Annotated in this window: 13 protein-coding genes; all 13 read right to left on the minus strand. The window is 74.5% G+C overall.

Annotated elements, in window-relative coordinates; genetic code table 11:
- Positions 1–23: 23 nt before the first annotated feature.
- Complete coding sequence (locus KOV94_RS09330; RefSeq protein ID WP_218051879.1) at positions 24–1,820, minus strand: [protein-PII] uridylyltransferase; 1,797 nt, start codon at positions 1,818–1,820, stop codon at positions 24–26.
- A gap of 22 nt (positions 1,821–1,842) precedes the next feature.
- Positions 1,843–2,184, minus strand: a complete 342-nt coding sequence (locus KOV94_RS09335; protein WP_124343010.1) for a P-II family nitrogen regulator — start codon at positions 2,182–2,184, stop codon at positions 1,843–1,845.
- Positions 2,184–3,488: an ammonium transporter gene (locus tag KOV94_RS09340; RefSeq protein WP_124343009.1), complete on the minus strand. Its 1,305-nt coding sequence runs from the start codon at positions 3,486–3,488 to the stop codon at positions 2,184–2,186. Before KOV94_RS09340 ends, KOV94_RS09335 begins: the two co-directional genes overlap by 1 nt.
- A 179-nt stretch (positions 3,489–3,667) precedes the next feature.
- Complete coding sequence (gene ftsY, locus KOV94_RS09345) at positions 3,668–4,894, minus strand: signal recognition particle-docking protein FtsY (RefSeq protein WP_218051880.1); 1,227 nt, start codon at positions 4,892–4,894, stop codon at positions 3,668–3,670.
- A gap of 150 nt (positions 4,895–5,044) precedes the next feature.
- Entirely contained in the window at positions 5,045–5,383 is a 339-nt protein-coding gene (locus KOV94_RS09350) for a hypothetical protein (protein WP_218051881.1), read from the minus strand.
- A gap of 117 nt (positions 5,384–5,500) precedes the next feature.
- Positions 5,501–9,064 carry a chromosome segregation protein SMC gene (gene smc, locus KOV94_RS09355; protein WP_218051882.1) on the minus strand — a complete coding sequence of 1,188 codons (3,564 nt, stop codon included), beginning with the start codon at positions 9,062–9,064 and terminating at the stop codon, positions 5,501–5,503.
- Positions 9,065–9,147: 83 nt separating this feature from the next.
- A complete protein-coding gene (gene ndk, locus KOV94_RS09360) occupies positions 9,148–9,573 on the minus strand; it encodes a nucleoside-diphosphate kinase (protein WP_218051883.1) in 426 nt (141 codons plus the stop codon).
- 54 nt (positions 9,574–9,627) lie between these two features.
- Positions 9,628–10,023: a DUF4233 domain-containing protein gene (locus KOV94_RS09365; RefSeq protein ID WP_124344402.1), complete on the minus strand. Its 396-nt coding sequence runs from the start codon at positions 10,021–10,023 to the stop codon at positions 9,628–9,630.
- 9 nt (positions 10,024–10,032) lie between these two features.
- Positions 10,033–11,760 (minus strand): MDR family MFS transporter, encoded by a 1,728-nt coding sequence (locus tag KOV94_RS09370; RefSeq protein WP_124344403.1) that lies wholly within the window; start codon positions 11,758–11,760, stop codon positions 10,033–10,035.
- A gap of 91 nt (positions 11,761–11,851) precedes the next feature.
- Positions 11,852–12,529: a TetR/AcrR family transcriptional regulator gene (locus KOV94_RS09375; protein WP_225916402.1), complete on the minus strand. Its 678-nt coding sequence runs from the start codon at positions 12,527–12,529 to the stop codon at positions 11,852–11,854.
- 96 nt (positions 12,530–12,625) lie between these two features.
- Complete coding sequence (gene dhaM, locus KOV94_RS09380) at positions 12,626–13,339, minus strand: dihydroxyacetone kinase phosphoryl donor subunit DhaM (protein WP_218051885.1); 714 nt, start codon at positions 13,337–13,339, stop codon at positions 12,626–12,628.
- Positions 13,336–13,968, minus strand: coding sequence for a dihydroxyacetone kinase subunit DhaL (gene dhaL, locus KOV94_RS09385; RefSeq protein ID WP_218051886.1), 633 nt, complete (start codon positions 13,966–13,968; stop codon positions 13,336–13,338). The genes dhaM and dhaL overlap by 4 nt, the downstream gene beginning before the upstream one ends.
- Before the next feature lie 34 nt (positions 13,969–14,002).
- Positions 14,003–14,998, minus strand: a complete 996-nt coding sequence (gene dhaK, locus KOV94_RS09390) for a dihydroxyacetone kinase subunit DhaK (protein ID WP_218051887.1) — start codon at positions 14,996–14,998, stop codon at positions 14,003–14,005.
- Positions 14,999–15,088 lie beyond the last annotated feature (90 nt).

Below are 15,088 nucleotides of genomic sequence, written 5' to 3' on the forward strand. Positions count from 1 at the left end.
GGGCGGTCCTCACGCTTCGGGGATCACGGACGTCCCAGGGTACCTGTCAGGACCCGGCCGGCCCGCGCGACGAGGTCGTCGACGAGGGTGCCGCGCCACGCGCTCCACGCCGCGGGACCGGCCGCGGACGCGTCGGCCTCGGTCAGCGCGCGGAGCACCGCGAGCAGGTCGGCGCGGTGGTCGACCGCGTCGAGGAGGCGGTCGACGGTCGCGGGGTCGTCCGGGTCGGCCGTCGTGGCGAGCTCGACGAGCGTCAGGTGCTCGCGCACGAGGCGCGCGACGTCCGTCGCGACCTGGTCGTCGAAGCCCATGCGCAGCACGATCGGCGCGGCGAGCCGCGCACCCTCGACGGAGTGGTCCCCCGCCCCCGCGCGCTTGCCGATGTCGTGCAGGACCGCGGCGAGCAGCAGCGTGTCGCCGAGCGCGAGGTCCCGGCGTGCGTGCCCCGCGCGCGCGACGGTCTCGACGAGGTGCCGGTCGACGGTGTGCCGGTGCACGGGCGAGCGCTGCGGCCGGTTCCGCACGCCGGCCCACTCCGGGATCCACGTCGTCACCACGCCCGCCAGGTCGAGCGCCTCCCAGATCGGCACCTGCGCGTGCTCCGACGCGAGCAGCTGGAGGAAGGACGTCCGTGCCGCCTTGGGCCACGGTGTCGGCAGCGGAGGCGTCGCCGTGAGGCTCGCGACGGTCACCGGCGAGAGCGCGAGTCCCGTCCGGGCGGCGGTCGCCGCGGCGCGCAGCGAGAGCAGCGGGTCCTCGGCCGGGCGGGCGTCGACCGCGAGGACGATCTCGCCGTCGTGCTCGACCAGGTCCTCCGCGATGGGCCGCAGGCGCGGCGGCGTCCGGCGTCCGCGGACCAGCACGGGCCTGCGCGCGGGCCGCTGGAGCGCCTGACGGGCGTTGCGCGCGGTCGTGTCGAGCGCGTACGAGATGACGCGGCCCGCCTCCGCGATGCTCGCGAGCAGGTCGTCGCGGTCGTCGAAGCCGACGAGCGCCGCGACCTCGTCCTGGTCGGCGAGCAGCAGCCGGTTGGTGTGCCGACGCGTCGCGACCTGGACGGCGTCGCGCACGTCCAGGAGGTGCGCGTACGCGTGGTCGACCGCGCCGTGCGGGCGGTCGGTGAGCCACGTCGCCGCGAGCGCGCTGAGCACGACCGCGTCGCGGATGCCGCCGCGGGCCTCCTTCAGCTCGGGCTCGATGCGGTACGCGAGCTCGCCGTGCTGCTCGGCGCGCTGCCGGGTCGACGCCAGCAGCTCGGGCAGGCGGCGGCGGGCCGCGGACCGCCAGTCCTCGAGCAGCGCCGACTTGGCGCGCGCGATCACCACCGCGTCGCCCGCGACCGGCTGCAGATCGAGCAGGCCGACCGCGGCCGGGAGGTCCTTCGACGCGACCTGGCGGCACTGCGCGAGCGAGCGGACCGAGTGGTCGAGGTCGAGCCCGGCGTCCCAGATCGGGTACCAGAGCCGCTGCGCGAGCTCGGCGAGCTGCTCGGGCGAGTGCCCACGCCCCTCGTGCACGAGCAGCAGGTCGAGGTCGCTCACCGGGCTCGCGTCGCCGCGGCCGATGCTGCCGACCGCGCCGAGCGCGATGCCGTTGACGTCCTGCCCGTCGGTCGCCTGGTGCCAGAGCTCGGCGAGGCGGTGCCGGACCAGGTCGACGGCGGCCGCGCGGCGCGCGACCCCGTCGGCGGTGGGGCCCGTGAGGCGGGCGGCGAGGTCGAGCCGCTCGACGCGGAGGTCCCGCACCCCGACGAGGGGGTGCGGGACCTCCGGCGACTCGTGCTCGGCCGCGCCCCCCGCGGGCGGCCGGTTCTGCGTCATGTGCTGTGCGGGACCGTCCTGCTCAGAGGGCGTCGTCGCCGTGCTCACCGGTGCGGACGCGAGCCACGTCCTCGACCGGCACGACCCAGACCTTGCCGTCGCCGATCTTGCCGGTCTGCGCGGCGCGCACGATCACCTCGGTGACGCTCGCGGCGTCCGCGTCGGCGACCAGCACGTCGATCTTGACCTTCGGCACCAGGTCCACGGTGTACTCCGCACCGCGGTAGACCTCGGTGTGCCCGCGCTGACGGCCGTAGCCGCTCGCCTCGCTCACCGTCAGACCCCGCACACCCGCCGCCTCGAGGGCCGACTTCACGTCGTCCAGCCGGTGCGGCTGGATGACCGCCGTCACGAGCTTCGTCATCACTTCACCTCCGTCACGACCCGGGCGCCCGCGCCCAGGGACTCGTACGCCGTCTCGCCGTGCGTGGCGAGATCGAGACCGCCGACCTCGTCCTCCTCCGTCGCCCGCAGGCCGATGGTGGCCTTGAGGATGAGGGCGATGACGAGCGTGGCCAGACCGCTGAAGAGCACCGCGCACAGGGCGACGATGATCTGCGTGGCCAGCTGCCCGACGCCACCACCGTAGAACAGGCCGTTCTCGGCGCCGTCCGCGTACCAGGTCGCGTTCGCGTCGGTCGCGAAGAAGCCGATGAGGACCGTGCCGACGAGGCCGCCGACCAGGTGGACGCCGACCACGTCGAGCGAGTCGTCGTAGCCGAACCGGTACTTCAGGCCGACCGCCAGCGCGCAGAGGATGCCCGCGACGACGCCGATGCCGATGGCACCCCACGTGTCGACGGCCGCGGCCGCCGGGGTGATCGCGACGAGACCCGCGACGACGCCGGACGCGGCACCGAGCGAGGTGGCGTGGCCGTCACGGACCTTCTCCGTGGCGAGCCAGGCGAGCATCGCGACCGCGGTGGCGACCGTCGTGTTGACCCAGGCGCGACCGGCGGTGCCGTCGGCGGCGAACTCGGAGCCCGCGTTGAACCCGAACCAGCCGAACCACAGGAGCGCGGCGCCCAGCATGACGAACGGCAGGTTGTGCGGCCGCATCGGCTCGCGGCCGAAGCCGCGGCGCTTGCCCGTGACGATCGCGAGGACCAGGCCCGCGACACCCGCGTTGATGTGGACGACGGTCCCACCGGCGAAGTCGATCGGCGTGGGGAGCGAGCCGGCGAGGAACCAGCCGCCGCCGAGCAGGCCGCCGCCCCAAACCATGTGCGCCAGCGGGATGTAGACGACCGTGACCCAGATCGCCGCGAAGACGAGCCAGGTGTTGAACTTGAAGCGGTCCGCGATCGCGCCGGAGATCAGCGCGACGGTGATGACCGCGAACGTGAGCTGGAAGCCCGCGGCGACGAGGAACGGCACGCCCGTGGCGGCCATGAGGCTCTGCTCGTCGGTCGCGCCCTGCAGGCCGAAGTACTCGAACGGGTTGCCGACGAAGCCGCCGTAGTCGCCGCCGAACGTGGCCGAGTAGCCGTACAGGACCCAGATGAGCGAGACGATGCCGAGGGCACCGAAGCTCATCATCATCATGTTGAGCACGCTCTTGCCGCGCACCATGCCGCCGTAGAAGAACGCCAGGGCGGGCGTCATCAGCAGCACCAGAGACGCGGCGAGGATCATGAACGCGGTGTTCCCGCTGTCGAGTTCGAACATCGAAATCGCCTCTCCCGTCGCCAGCCGGGGGTGGCTGGTCCGGTACCAAAGGTCGGCCAGGACCGTTTCGGCGATGGGCTGAGGGTGTTACAGCGGTGTGACAACGCTCACCCGGGCGTAAACGTTCGGTTTCGTGGTGGGCATCCGTCCAGCAGCGGGCGCCCACCGGGGGCGCCGGGCTACTGCGCGAGCAGCGCGTCGACGAACGCCTCGGGGTCGAACGGCGCGAGGTCGTCGGGGCCCTCGCCGAGCCCGACGAGCTTGACCGGGACGCCGAGCTCACGCTGCACGGCGACGACGATGCCACCCTTCGCGGTGCCGTCGAGCTTGGTGAGGACGATGCCCGTGACGCCCGCGACCTCGGCGAACACGCGCGCCTGGTTGAGCCCGTTCTGACCGGTCGTGGCGTCGAGGACGAGCAGCACCTCGGCGAGCGGCGCCTCGCGCGTGAGGACGCGCGTGATCTTGCCGAGCTCGTCCATGAGGCCGGCCTTGTTCTGCAGGCGGCCGGCCGTGTCGACGAGCACGACGTCGACCGCCTCGGTCTTCCCCGTGCGCACGGCGTCGAACGCGACCGACGCGGGGTCGGCGCCGTCCTTGTCGGACCGCACGGTCCGCACGCCGACGCGCGAGCCCCACGTCTCGAGCTGGTCGGCCGCCGCGGCGCGGAACGTGTCGGCCGCGCCGAGCACGACCGTGCGCCCGTCGGCGACCAGGACGCGCGCGAGCTTGCCGACGGTCGTCGTCTTGCCCGTGCCGTTGACGCCGACCACGAGCACGACCGCCGGGACAGCCGCGCCGTCCGCGGTGGCGCCCGGGTCGGTGTGCAGCGAGCGGTCGAGCGTCGGGTCCACGATCGCGAGCAGCTGGTCGCGCAGCACGGTGCGCACCTGACCGGGCTCACGCAGGCCCTCGACCCGGACGCGCGTGCGCAGCGCGTCGACGATCTCGGTGGTCGGGCCGGCGCCGACGTCGGCGAGCAGCAGCGTCTCCTCGAGCTCGTCCCAGTCGTCCTCCGTGAGGTGGTCGCGCGACAGGACCTGCAGCAGGCGGGTGCCGAGCGGCGAGCCGGACCGGGACAGGCGGTCGCGCAGGCGGGTCAGACGTCCGGCGACGGGCGCCGGGACCTCCAGGACGGGCGGGCGGTCGAGCTCAGCGACGTCGTCGGGCGCCGCCTCGGGCGGGACGGCCGTCCCGGGAGCGGTGTCGACCGGGACCGGTGTCGCCGCGGGAGCCTGCGGGTCGCCGAAGGGCGCCTCGGGTGCCGGCACGGGCGGCGGCACGTCCTGCGTCGGGGTGCTGCCGCCGCGGCCGCGGCGCAGCGTGACCAGCAGCGTGCCGACGGTGACGACGACGACCGTCGGGATGCCGACGGCGAGGAGGGTGTTGAGGGTGTCCTGATCCACGCGCACAGTCTCCCTGGGCGGCGGGCGTGCGCGCGAGCCCGCCCACCGACGCGCCGGTGCGACCTGGCCCACACCCGGGGTGGACCGGTCGGTCAGGTCACCGCGGTGCGGCGGTCAGGCGCCGCACCAGGAGGCAGGACGGTGCGCCCGTCAGGCGCCGCGCTGGCGGGGCAGGGCGCGCGCGGCCTTGCGGCTCGCGCGCTGCAGCGTGTCGGCGAGGTCGTCGACCTGCAGGTACGGGTCGCCCTCGTCGGCGGTCGCGCGGAGGAACTCGTCGAGCGACACGTCGACGGGACGCACCGACGCGGCGGCCGCGGCCGCGGTCTGGTCGGCGTCGGGGTGCTTGCGCGCCGCCCAGCCCGCGCGGAACGCGCGCCACGGGCCCGTGCGCTCGTCCCCGGGCGCGCCGGAGCCCGCCGCGACGCCGGCGAGGATCAGCACGGCGAAGGCGACGAGGAGCGACACGAGGATCCCGACGAGCACAGCCACGGGTCCATCCTCCGCGCCCCGGGGCCCGACGCGCGCGACGTCACCCGCGCGGCGGGCAGCCCTCACACGATCTCCACACCCGCCGCCCGGCTCGTCCCGGTCGCCCGGGTCCGGGGGTCAGACGGCGACGTCCTCGCGCATGCGCTGGCTCACGACGGTCGTGACGCCGTCGCCGCGCATCGTCACGCCGTAGAGGGCGTCGGCGATCTCCATCGTGCGCTTCTGGTGCGTGACGACGATGAGCTGGGAGTCCTCCTGCAGCTCGCGGAAGATGTCGAGCAGCCGGCCGAGGTTGGCGTCGTCGAGGGCCGCCTCGACCTCGTCCATGACGTAGAACGGCGACGGCCGCGCCTTGAAGATGGCGACGAGCAGCGCGACGGCCGTCAACGACCGCTCGCCGCCGGACAGCAGCGACAGACGCTTGACCTTCTTGCCGGCCGGGCGCGCCTCGACCTCGATGCCCGTGGTGAGCATGTCGTCGGGATCGGTCAGCACCAGGCGCCCCTCACCGCCCGGGAACAGGCGCGGGAAGACGACGTCGAACGCGGCAGCGGTGTCGCGGTACGCCTCGGCGAACACCTGCTCGACGCGCTCGTCGATCTCCTTGACGATCTCCAGCAGGTCCGCGCGCGACTTCTTGAGGTCGGCGAGCTGGTCGGTGAGGAACTTGTGCCGCTCCTCGAGCGCGGCGAACTCCTCGAGGGCCAGCGGGTTGACACGTCCGAGCAGCGACAGCGCGCGCTCGGCAGCCTTCAGCCGCTTCTCCTGCTGCTCGCGCACGAACGGCACCGCGGACGGCGCGTCGGCGTCGGGCTCGGTGCCCGGCGGCAGCACGACGGGCACGTCGCGGTGCGGGCCGAACTCGTCGAGCAGCACCTGGGGGTCGAGCCCGAGCTCCTCGACCGACCGGTTCTGCAGCTGCTCGATGCGCAGGCGCTGCTGGGTGCGGGCGACCTCGTCGCGGTGCGCGGCGTCGGTGAGCTGCGCGAGCTCGCGCGCGAGCTCGTCGACCCGCGCGCGCGTCGCGGAGAGCTGCTGCTCGCGCTCGGTCCGGGCGGCCTCGGCGGCCTCGCGCTCGGTCGACGCCTGGCGCAGCGAGCCCTCGATCGCGGCGAGCGCGTGCGCGGCACCCTGCCCGACCGCGACGGCCGCGGCCGCCTGGCGCGCGCGCACGCGTTCGCGCTCGGCGGCCTTCTGCCGCGCGGCGCGCTCGGCCTCGGCGGCACGCTCGAGCGACGCGGCGCGCCCCGACAGGGCCCGCGCGCGCTCCTCGCTCGTGCGCAGGGTCAGGCGGGCCTCGGTCTCGCGCGAGCGCGCGCCCGTGGCCAGGCCGGCCAGGGAGTCGCGGCGCTCGGTCGCCTCTGCGATGGTCGCCTCGGTGTCGACGGGCTCGTCCTCGGCGACCGCGAGGCGAGCGGTGAGGTCGGCGAGCTCCGCGGCGTCCGACTCCAGGGTCGCGGAGGCGGCCGTGAGCGACGCCTCGACGCGGTCGGCCTCGGCGCGCGCGGCCCGGACGGCGGACCCCAGGTGGCCGAGCTGCTCCGCGACGGCGGCCAGTGCGGCGTCGGACTCGTTGAGCCGGGCGAGCGTGCGGTCGTGCTCGTCGCGGGCGTGCTGCTGCTCGGCGGTCGCGCCGGCGATCTCGAAGCGCAGACGCTCCGCGGTGGCCGTCGCCTCGTCCGCGCCGGAGCGGGCCTGGTCGAGCGCGGCCTGCAGGTGCAGCGCGCTCGGTGCGGTCGCCGACCCGCCGGACGCGCGATGCCGGGACAGGACGTCGCCCGCGCGGGTCGCGACGACGAGGTGCGGGTGCTGCGCGACGAGCGCGCGGGCGGTCGCGAGGTCGTCCACGACGACGACGTCGGCGAGCAGCGCGCGGACGGTCGCCTGGACGAGCGGCGGGGCGGTGACCAGGTCGACCGCACGGTCGGCGCCGGGCGGCAGGTCCACCACGGGACCCGCGTCGGGCGCGCCCGCGACCAGCAGCGTCGCGCGTCCGGCGTCCTCGGTGCGCAGCCACCGCAGCGCGTCCACGGCGGCGTCGACCGACTCGACCGCGACACCGTCGGCGAGGGCACCGAGCGCCGCGACGACGGCCTCCTCGTCGCGCGCGTCGACCGCGAGCAGCGCCGCGACCGACCCGACCGTGCCCGTGAGGCCGTCGGCGGCGAGCAGCGCACCCGCGCCGTCCTTGGGCGTGAGGCTGAGCTCGAGCGTCTCGGCCCGCGCGACGAGCGCCCCGTGCTCACGCTCGGCCTCGGACAGCCGCTGCTGCAGGTCCGTGAGCCGCTCGGTCGCGACGTCGAGGGCCTCGGCGGCGGCCTCGTGCGCGGCGTCGAGCCCCTCCTCGCCGGCCTCGACGCCCGCGACCTCGGACTCGAGCGCGACGAACTCGGTGTGCGCGGTGGCCTCGCGCTCCCGGGCAGCGGCGAGCGTCTCGTGCAGGCGCCCGATCTCGGCCTGGGTCGCCTCGACGCGGCTGCGGCGGGCGGCAACCTGACCGGCGAGCCGGGCGACGCCCTCGCGCCGGTCGGCGGCACCGCGCAGCGCGGTCGCGAGCTCCTTCTCCGCGGCCGCCGCCGCCTGCTCGGCCTCCTGGCGGGCCGTCACCGCGGCCTCGAGTGCGACGCGTGCGAGGTCGACCTCGGCGGCGAGCTCGGCCTCCGCGGCCCGGACGCGCTCCGCCTGCGCGGCGAGGTCGTCGGGGTCCTGCCCGCCCGTGCGCTCCGACCCGGCGCTGCCGAGCAGCCGCACGCGGTCCGCGGCGAGCGACGCCGTGCCCCGGAGCCGCTCGCGCAGCGACGACAGGCGGTACCAGACCTCGGTGACCTCGGTGAGGTGCGGGGTCGCCTCGGCGGCCTCGCGCTCCAGGGCGGTGAGCCCGTCGCGGGCCGCGGCGAGCGCCTGCTCGACCTCGGCGCGGCGGGCGAGCAGCGCGGACTCGTCGGCGATCTCCTGCTCGAGCGTCGCGCTGAGCTGCGCGAGGTCGTCGGCGAGCAGGCGGGCGCGCGCGTCGCGCAGGTCGGCCTGGACGACGGCGGCCTTGCGCGCGACCTCGGCCTGCCGCCCGAGCGGTCCCAGCTGGCGACGGATCTCACCGGTCAGGTCACCGAGCCGCGTGAGGTTGGCCTGCATCGCGTCGAGCTTGCGGAGCGCCTTCTCCTTGCGCTTGCGGTGCTTGAGGACGCCCGCGGCCTCCTCGATGAACCCGCGCCGCTCCTCGGGCGTCGCACGCAGCACCGCGTCGAGCTGCCCCTGCCCGACGATCACGTGCATCTCGCGGCCCAGGCCCGAGTCGGACAGCAGCTCCTGGATGTCGAGCAGCCGGCAGCCCTGCCCGTTGATCGCGTACTCCGACCCGCCGCTGCGGAACAGCGTCCGGGAGATCGTGACCTCGGTGTACTCGATCGGCAGAGCGCCGTCGGTGTTGTCGATGGTCAGCGCGACCTCGGCGCGGCCGAGCGGCGGACGGCCCGCGGTGCCGGCGAAGATGACGTCCTCCATCTTGCCGCCGCGCAGCGACTTGGCCCCCTGCTCCCCCATGACCCACGCGAGCGCGTCGACGACGTTCGACTTGCCCGACCCGTTCGGGCCGACCACGCAGGTGACGCCCGGCTCGAAGCTCAGCGTCGTCGCCGAGGCGAACGACTTGAACCCCCGCAGGGTGAGGGTCTTGAGGTGCACGGGGGAAGCCTAGGACGTGGACGGCGGGCGGTCGGGGACGCGGGGCGCGTCCGCCGCCCGCCGTCGGTGTCAGGTGAGGGGCGTCAGAGCGACGGGAACCACAGCGCGATCTCGCGCGCCGCCGACTCCTCGCCGTCCGAGCCGTGCACGAGGTTCTGGATGACCTTGAAGCCCCAGTCGCGGGACAGGTCGCCGCGGATCGTGCCGGGGGCGGCGACGGTCGGGTCGGTCGCGCCGGCGAGCGAGCGGAAGCCCTCGATCACGCGGTGCCCCTCGACGACCGCGGCCAGCACCGGGCCGGACCGCATGAACTCGACGAGCGGCTCGAGGAACGGCTTGCCGGCGTGCTCGGCGTAGTGCTCCGCGAGCAGCGCCTCGTCGGCCTCGCGGAGCTCGACGGCGACGAGCGTGTAGCCCTTCGCCTCGATGCGACGCAGGATCTCCCCCACCAGACCCCGGCGGACTCCGTCGGGCTTGACGAGGACCAGGGTGCACTGCGTGTCAGTCATGGGCGTCACCCTAACGGGGGCGCCCGGGCGGCCCGGTGACGTGTCCGTGAACGGTCAGGGGCCGACCATGCCGGGGTGCGCGGCGTCCCACTCGGCACGCTCGCGGTCGATGCGGCCGCCGACGCGCAGCGAGAACACCCACATCGCGGCGAACACCGCGCCGACGACGAACATCATCGGGATCACGAAGCCGCAGGCCAGGACGACGACCTGCGCGACCGACCCCGCGACGTAGCCGCCGGGTCGACCGACCCAGCCGGCGAGCACGACCAGGACGACGGTGAGCGAGCCGCCGACCCACCACACGGTGGCGGTGTCGGCGACCCGCAGGCCGTACGCCACGAGCGTCGCGAAGAACACCACGAAGGCCTCGAGAACGAGCATCGTCTGGGTGAACTGCGGCTTCGCGGGGCGCTTGCGGCGCACGGCCTGCGGGTCGGTCGAGCTCATCGGGTCAGGTTACCGGGCACCCACGGCGTCGCCGTCGGCCGCTCGGTCGCCCGCGGTGGGCGCCCCGTCGTCGTCGTGCGCGGAGGCCGAGAGCTCGTCCACGACGACCGCGCCGTCGACCGTCGCGTCCGCGCGGACCGCGCCCGCACGCACGTCGTCCGCCGCGACCGCCTCGCCGCGCGCGACCATGCCGGCCACGTCGGAGAGCTTCACCTCGCGGAGGAACAGCGCGAGCACGAAGCCGACCACGACGAGCGGGATGAAGTACCAGAACGACGACGACAGGCTGCTCGCGTAGGCGTCGATGACACCGGTCTTGAACGGCTCGGGCAGCTGCTGGACGACGTCCGGGGTGAGGCCGGACGCCTCGCCGCCGGAGCCGGCGGGCACGCCCGCGAACACGTCGGTGACCTGCTCGATGAGCCGGCTGGTGAACATCGTGGAGAACACGGCGACGCCGACGGCCGCTCCGATCTCGCGGAAGAAGTTGTTCGCCGACGTCGCGGTGCCGAGCTCGTGCGGGTCGACCGCGTTCTGCACGGCCAGGACGATCGTCTGCATGACGAGGCCCATGCCGGCGCCGAGCACGAAGATCATCGCGCCGAACAGCCACATCGACATGTCGCCGGTGATGCGGGTCAGCCACACCATCCCGACGGTCGTGATCGCGAGGCCCGCGACGGGGAAGATCTTGTAGCGGCCGGTCTTGGTGATCGCGATACCCGAGCCGATCGCGGTGAGCATGACGCCCGCCATCATCGGCAGCAGGAGGTAGCCGGACTGCGTGACGCCCACGCCGGTCGACATCTGGAGGAACGTCGGCAGGAACGCGAGGGCGGAGAACATGCCCATGCCGAGGATGAAGCCAATGGCCGTCGCGATCGTGAAGGTGCGGTTGCGGAACAGGCGCAGCGGGAGCAGCGGGTCGGACGCCTTGAGCTCCGCCACGATGAACAGCGCGATCGAGAGCAGCGTGCCGACGACGAGCGCGAGCAGGCCCGGGTCGGACCAGTCGTAGCCGCGCTGCCCGCTCCAGCTCTCCCAGCTGGTGGCGAGGACCAGGCCGGACGTGCCGAGGACGACGAACAGGATGCCCGCGACGTCGATGCGGCGGCCCGAGCGGTGCGACGGCAGCTTGAGCGCGAACCACGCGACGGCGAACGCCGCGATGCCGACGGGGATGTTGATCCAGAAGCACCAGCGCCAGTCGGCGTGCTCGGTGAACAGGCCGCCGAGCAGCGGGCCGACGACGGCCGCGATGCCGAACAGGGCGCCCATCGGACCCATGTACTTGCCGCGGTCCTTGGCGGGGACGATGTCGGCGATGATCGCCTGCGACAGGATCATGAGGCCACCGCCGCCGAGGCCCTGGATGCCGCGGCCGACGACGAGCCAGCCGAAGGACCCGGCGAAGCCGGCGACCGCGGAGCCCGCCGTGAACAGCGCGATCGCGACGAGGAACGGCCAGCGCCGCCCCCAGATGTCGCCGAACTTGCCGTAGAGCGGCATGACGATCGCGATGGCCAGGATGTAGGCCGTCACGACCCAGCCCTGGTGCTCGACGCCGTCGAGCTCGCCGACGATGGTCGGCATCGCGGTGCCGACGATCGACTGGTCGAGCGACGACAGGAACATGCTCGCCATGAGGGCGCCGAAGATGAGCCAGACGGTGCGGGGCGTGAGGACGACGAGCGGCTTGTCGCTCGCTCCCACGTCGGGGACGGTGGCGGTGGCCATGGGGTTCCTTGCTTCTCAGGGGACGTGGATGGCGTGGTCGTGCGGGCGCGCGGACGCGCCCGTCCCGCGGGTGGCGGGCAGATCGGGTGCGTCAGTCGGCGAGCAGCGCGCGCAGCTCCCCGACGACGGTGTGCAGGTGGTCGCGGATCTCGCCCTCGCTCCCGCCCGACTCCCAGCGCACGAACGTCGCGTGCGTGAGGAACAGGGCGAGCGAGGCGACGGTGTCGGGCGAGTGGACGGGGTCGTCGCCGAGCCGGCGTGCGACGAGTGCCATGAGGTTGCCCTTGTGCTTGTCGAGCCACGCAAGGTGCCGCGCGAGCAGCCGGGGCTCCTGCGCGGCGATGGCGAGGCCCTTCGCCATGCGCGCCCGGCCGGGGGGCGCGGCGTCGAGCAGCGAGCCGACGAGGTGCTCGAGGTCGGTCACGAGGTGGCCCGTGGGGCCCCCGGACGCGAACTCGTCCTCGACCAGCGGGTCGATCGGGTACGTCGCGTGCCCGAGGACCGCGTCGTCCTTCGTCTCGAAGTAGTTGAAGAACGTGCGGACGGAGACGCCGGCGGCCTCGCAGATGGCCTCGACCGTGACGGCGTCGAGACCGTCGCGGTCGACGAGGCGGTGGGTGGCGTCGATGAGCGCGTCGCGGCGGGCGCGCTTCTTGCGCTCGCGGAGCCCGAGGGCGCCCACGAGCTCCTCGATGCTGGGCGCCGACTCGTCGACGGGCCGCGTGTCGGCGGGGTCGGCGAGTCCGCGCGCGGCGTCGACTTCCTGCATGGGATGCAACATTACATCCACTGCAACTTTGCAGTCCATGCAGTTTCTGTGCCGTCGCTCACCCGGCCCATCCAGACCGCGCGCCCAGGCGTCGCGTCAGACCTCCCCGAAGCCGCCCTCCACCGCGTCGAGCAGCGCGTCGCGCGCCTCGACGGCCTGCGGCCCCTCGGCCTCGACGACGATCTCCTGCCCCTGCACGGCACCGAGCTTCATGAGCTGCAGGACGCTCGCCGCGTCGACGCCGTTCACGCGGACGCGCGCGTCGTAGCCGGCGATCATGCGCGCCACGATCGCGGCGGGACGCGCGTGCAGCCCGAGGGGGTTCCGCAGCACCGCTGAGCCCCGCGCCACGTCGTCCCCCTGGGCCGCCGGGGCAGCGGGCTCGCTCGGCGGCACCGCCGCGAACGTCGTCCCCGCGTGCTCGGCCGCGGCCACGACGGCGGCGAGGTCCGCTCCCCCGTGCGCCGCGACCGCGGCGGCGACGGCTCCCTCGACGAACGGCGCGTCCGCGAGCCGCACACGCGCGGCGACGTCGGGCTCCGCGAGCTCGAGCACCGACTCCGCGGTCAGGACCGCCGAACCCAGGTCGGTCAGCACGACCGCCGACCGACCGTCCGCGGTCGCGTCCGTCAGCGCCGCCTCGACCAGGTCGAAGCTCGTGCCCAGCCCGCCGTCGGGACCGCCGCCCGCCGCGAGCAGCAGCACGCCCGGCGCCATCTGCCCGGCGAGCTCGACCGCCCCCTCGGCGAGACCGCGCGAGTGCGACACGAGGACGAGCGCGACACGGGCGGTCGCGCGCTCGCCTGTCACGCCGCTGCCTGCGCCGCGGCGGCGAGGAGCAGCTCGGTCGACCGCGCACCCGGGTCGAGGTGGCCCGCCGAGCGCTCGCCCAGGTAGCTGGCCCGTCCCTTGGTCGCGACCAGCGGGATCGTGGCCTGCGCACCGTCGGCCGCCGCCTGGGCCGCCGCCGCGAGCACCGCCGGGGGTGCCGCGCCCTGGTCGGCCGCCGCGACCGCGGCCTCCGTCGCGGGCGTCCACGCGTCGACCATCGTCTTCTCGCCCGTCGTCGCCTTGCCGCGCGCGACGATCCCCTCGAGCGCGGCCTCGAGCAGCGCGACCACACCGCCGCTGTCGAGCTCCGTGACGTCGGTCGCGCGCGCGGCCCGCAGGAACGCCGTGCCGTACAGCGGTCCCGCCGCGCCGCCGACCGTCGACATGAGCGTCGTCGCGACGAGCTTGAGCACGTCGCCGATCTGGGCGGGCTGCTCGGGCAGTGCGTCGAGCTTGGCGACGACCGCCTTGAAGCCGCGGTTGAGGTTCTCCCCGTGGTCGCCGTCGCCGATCTGGCGGTCGAGCTCGACCAGCTCGTCGCGATGCTCGGCGACCGTCGCGGCGCTCGCACGCACCCACGCCACCGCCCACGCCACGTCCAGCGTCATGCCCCGTCCCCTCGACCGCGGACGTCCCGGAGCCTCACCACCGCAGGGCGGTGGTGTGCACGGGGGCGTCCCACAGGGCGGTCGTCTCGGCGTCCAGCCGCAGCACGGTGACCGACGCGCCCTGCATCTCCAGTGATGTCACGTAGTTGCCGACGAGCGAGCGAGTGACCTCGACCCCGCGCTCGGAGAGCAACGCGCGTGCCCGACGATAGACGACGTACAGCTCGGAGGCGGGCGTGCCCCCCATGCCGTTGACGAACAGCAGCACCTCCTCGCCGCCCGACAGGCCCAGGTCGTCGACCACGGGCGTCAGCAGCATCTCGGTGATCTCGTCCGCGCCCGCGAGCGGGATGCGCCGACGGCCGGGCTCGCCGTGGATCCCGATGCCGATCTCGATCTCGTCCTCGGGCAGGTCGAAGCTCGGCTTGCCGGCGTGCGGGACGGTGCACGCGGTGAGCGCGACGCCCATGGACCGCACGTTGGCGATGACCTTCTCGGCGACGGCCGCGACGGCGTCGAGGTCGTCGCCGCGCTCGGCGGCCGCCCCTGCGATCTTCTCGACGCACACGGTCCCTGCGACGCCGCGACGGCCGGCGGTGTAGAGCGAGTCCTCGACGGCGACGTCGTCGTTGACCACGACCGAGCGGACGGTCACGCCCTCGGCCTCGGCGAGCTCCGCGCCCGTCTCGAAGTTGAGCACGTCGCCCGTGTAGTTCTTGACGATCGCGAGCACCCCCGCTCCGCCGTCGGCCGCCTGGATCGCGGGCGCGATCTGGTCGGGCGTCGGGGACGTGAACACCGCGCCCGGCACGGCCGCGTCGAGCATGCCGACACCGACGAACCCCGCGTGCAGCGGCTCGTGCCCGCTGCCGCCACCGCTCACGAGCCCGACCTTGCCCTCGCGCGCGCCACCCGTCCGCACCACGTACGGCGGGTCGAGGTGCACCTCGACGAGGTCCGGGTGCGCGGCCGCGAAGCCCTCGAGCGACTCGGCGACGACGTCCTGGGGGTCGTTGATGAGCTTCTTCACGCTGTCCGTCCTCCCGTCGACCTGGGCACGACCGCCCACGTCAGGTGCGTCGAGGCCTCGTCGTCCCGACCACCCCCACCTTCTCCGCAC

Source organism: Cellulomonas algicola (assembly GCF_019024305.1).
Classification (GTDB): domain Bacteria; phylum Actinomycetota; class Actinomycetes; order Actinomycetales; family Cellulomonadaceae; genus Cellulomonas; species Cellulomonas algicola.

Excerpts from the sequence above, each read along its gene's own strand:
- dhaL (WP_218051886.1), bottom strand. The coding sequence starts at position 13,968 with ATGACGCTGGACGTGGCGTGGGCGGTGGCGTGGGTGCGTGCGAGCGCC.
- KOV94_RS09375 (WP_225916402.1), bottom strand. The coding sequence starts at position 12,529 with ATGCAGGAAGTCGACGCCGCGCGCGGACTCGCCGACCCCGCCGACACG.
- KOV94_RS09365 (WP_124344402.1), bottom strand. The coding sequence starts at position 10,023 with ATGAGCTCGACCGACCCGCAGGCCGTGCGCCGCAAGCGCCCCGCGAAG.
- KOV94_RS09340 (WP_124343009.1), bottom strand. The coding sequence starts at position 3,488 with ATGTTCGAACTCGACAGCGGGAACACCGCGTTCATGATCCTCGCCGCG.
- KOV94_RS09370 (WP_124344403.1), bottom strand. The coding sequence starts at position 11,760 with ATGGCCACCGCCACCGTCCCCGACGTGGGAGCGAGCGACAAGCCGCTC.
- ndk (WP_218051883.1), bottom strand. The coding sequence starts at position 9,573 with ATGACTGACACGCAGTGCACCCTGGTCCTCGTCAAGCCCGACGGAGTC.
- KOV94_RS09330 (WP_218051879.1), bottom strand. The coding sequence starts at position 1,820 with ATGACGCAGAACCGGCCGCCCGCGGGGGGCGCGGCCGAGCACGAGTCG.
- KOV94_RS09335 (WP_124343010.1), bottom strand. The coding sequence starts at position 2,184 with ATGACGAAGCTCGTGACGGCGGTCATCCAGCCGCACCGGCTGGACGAC.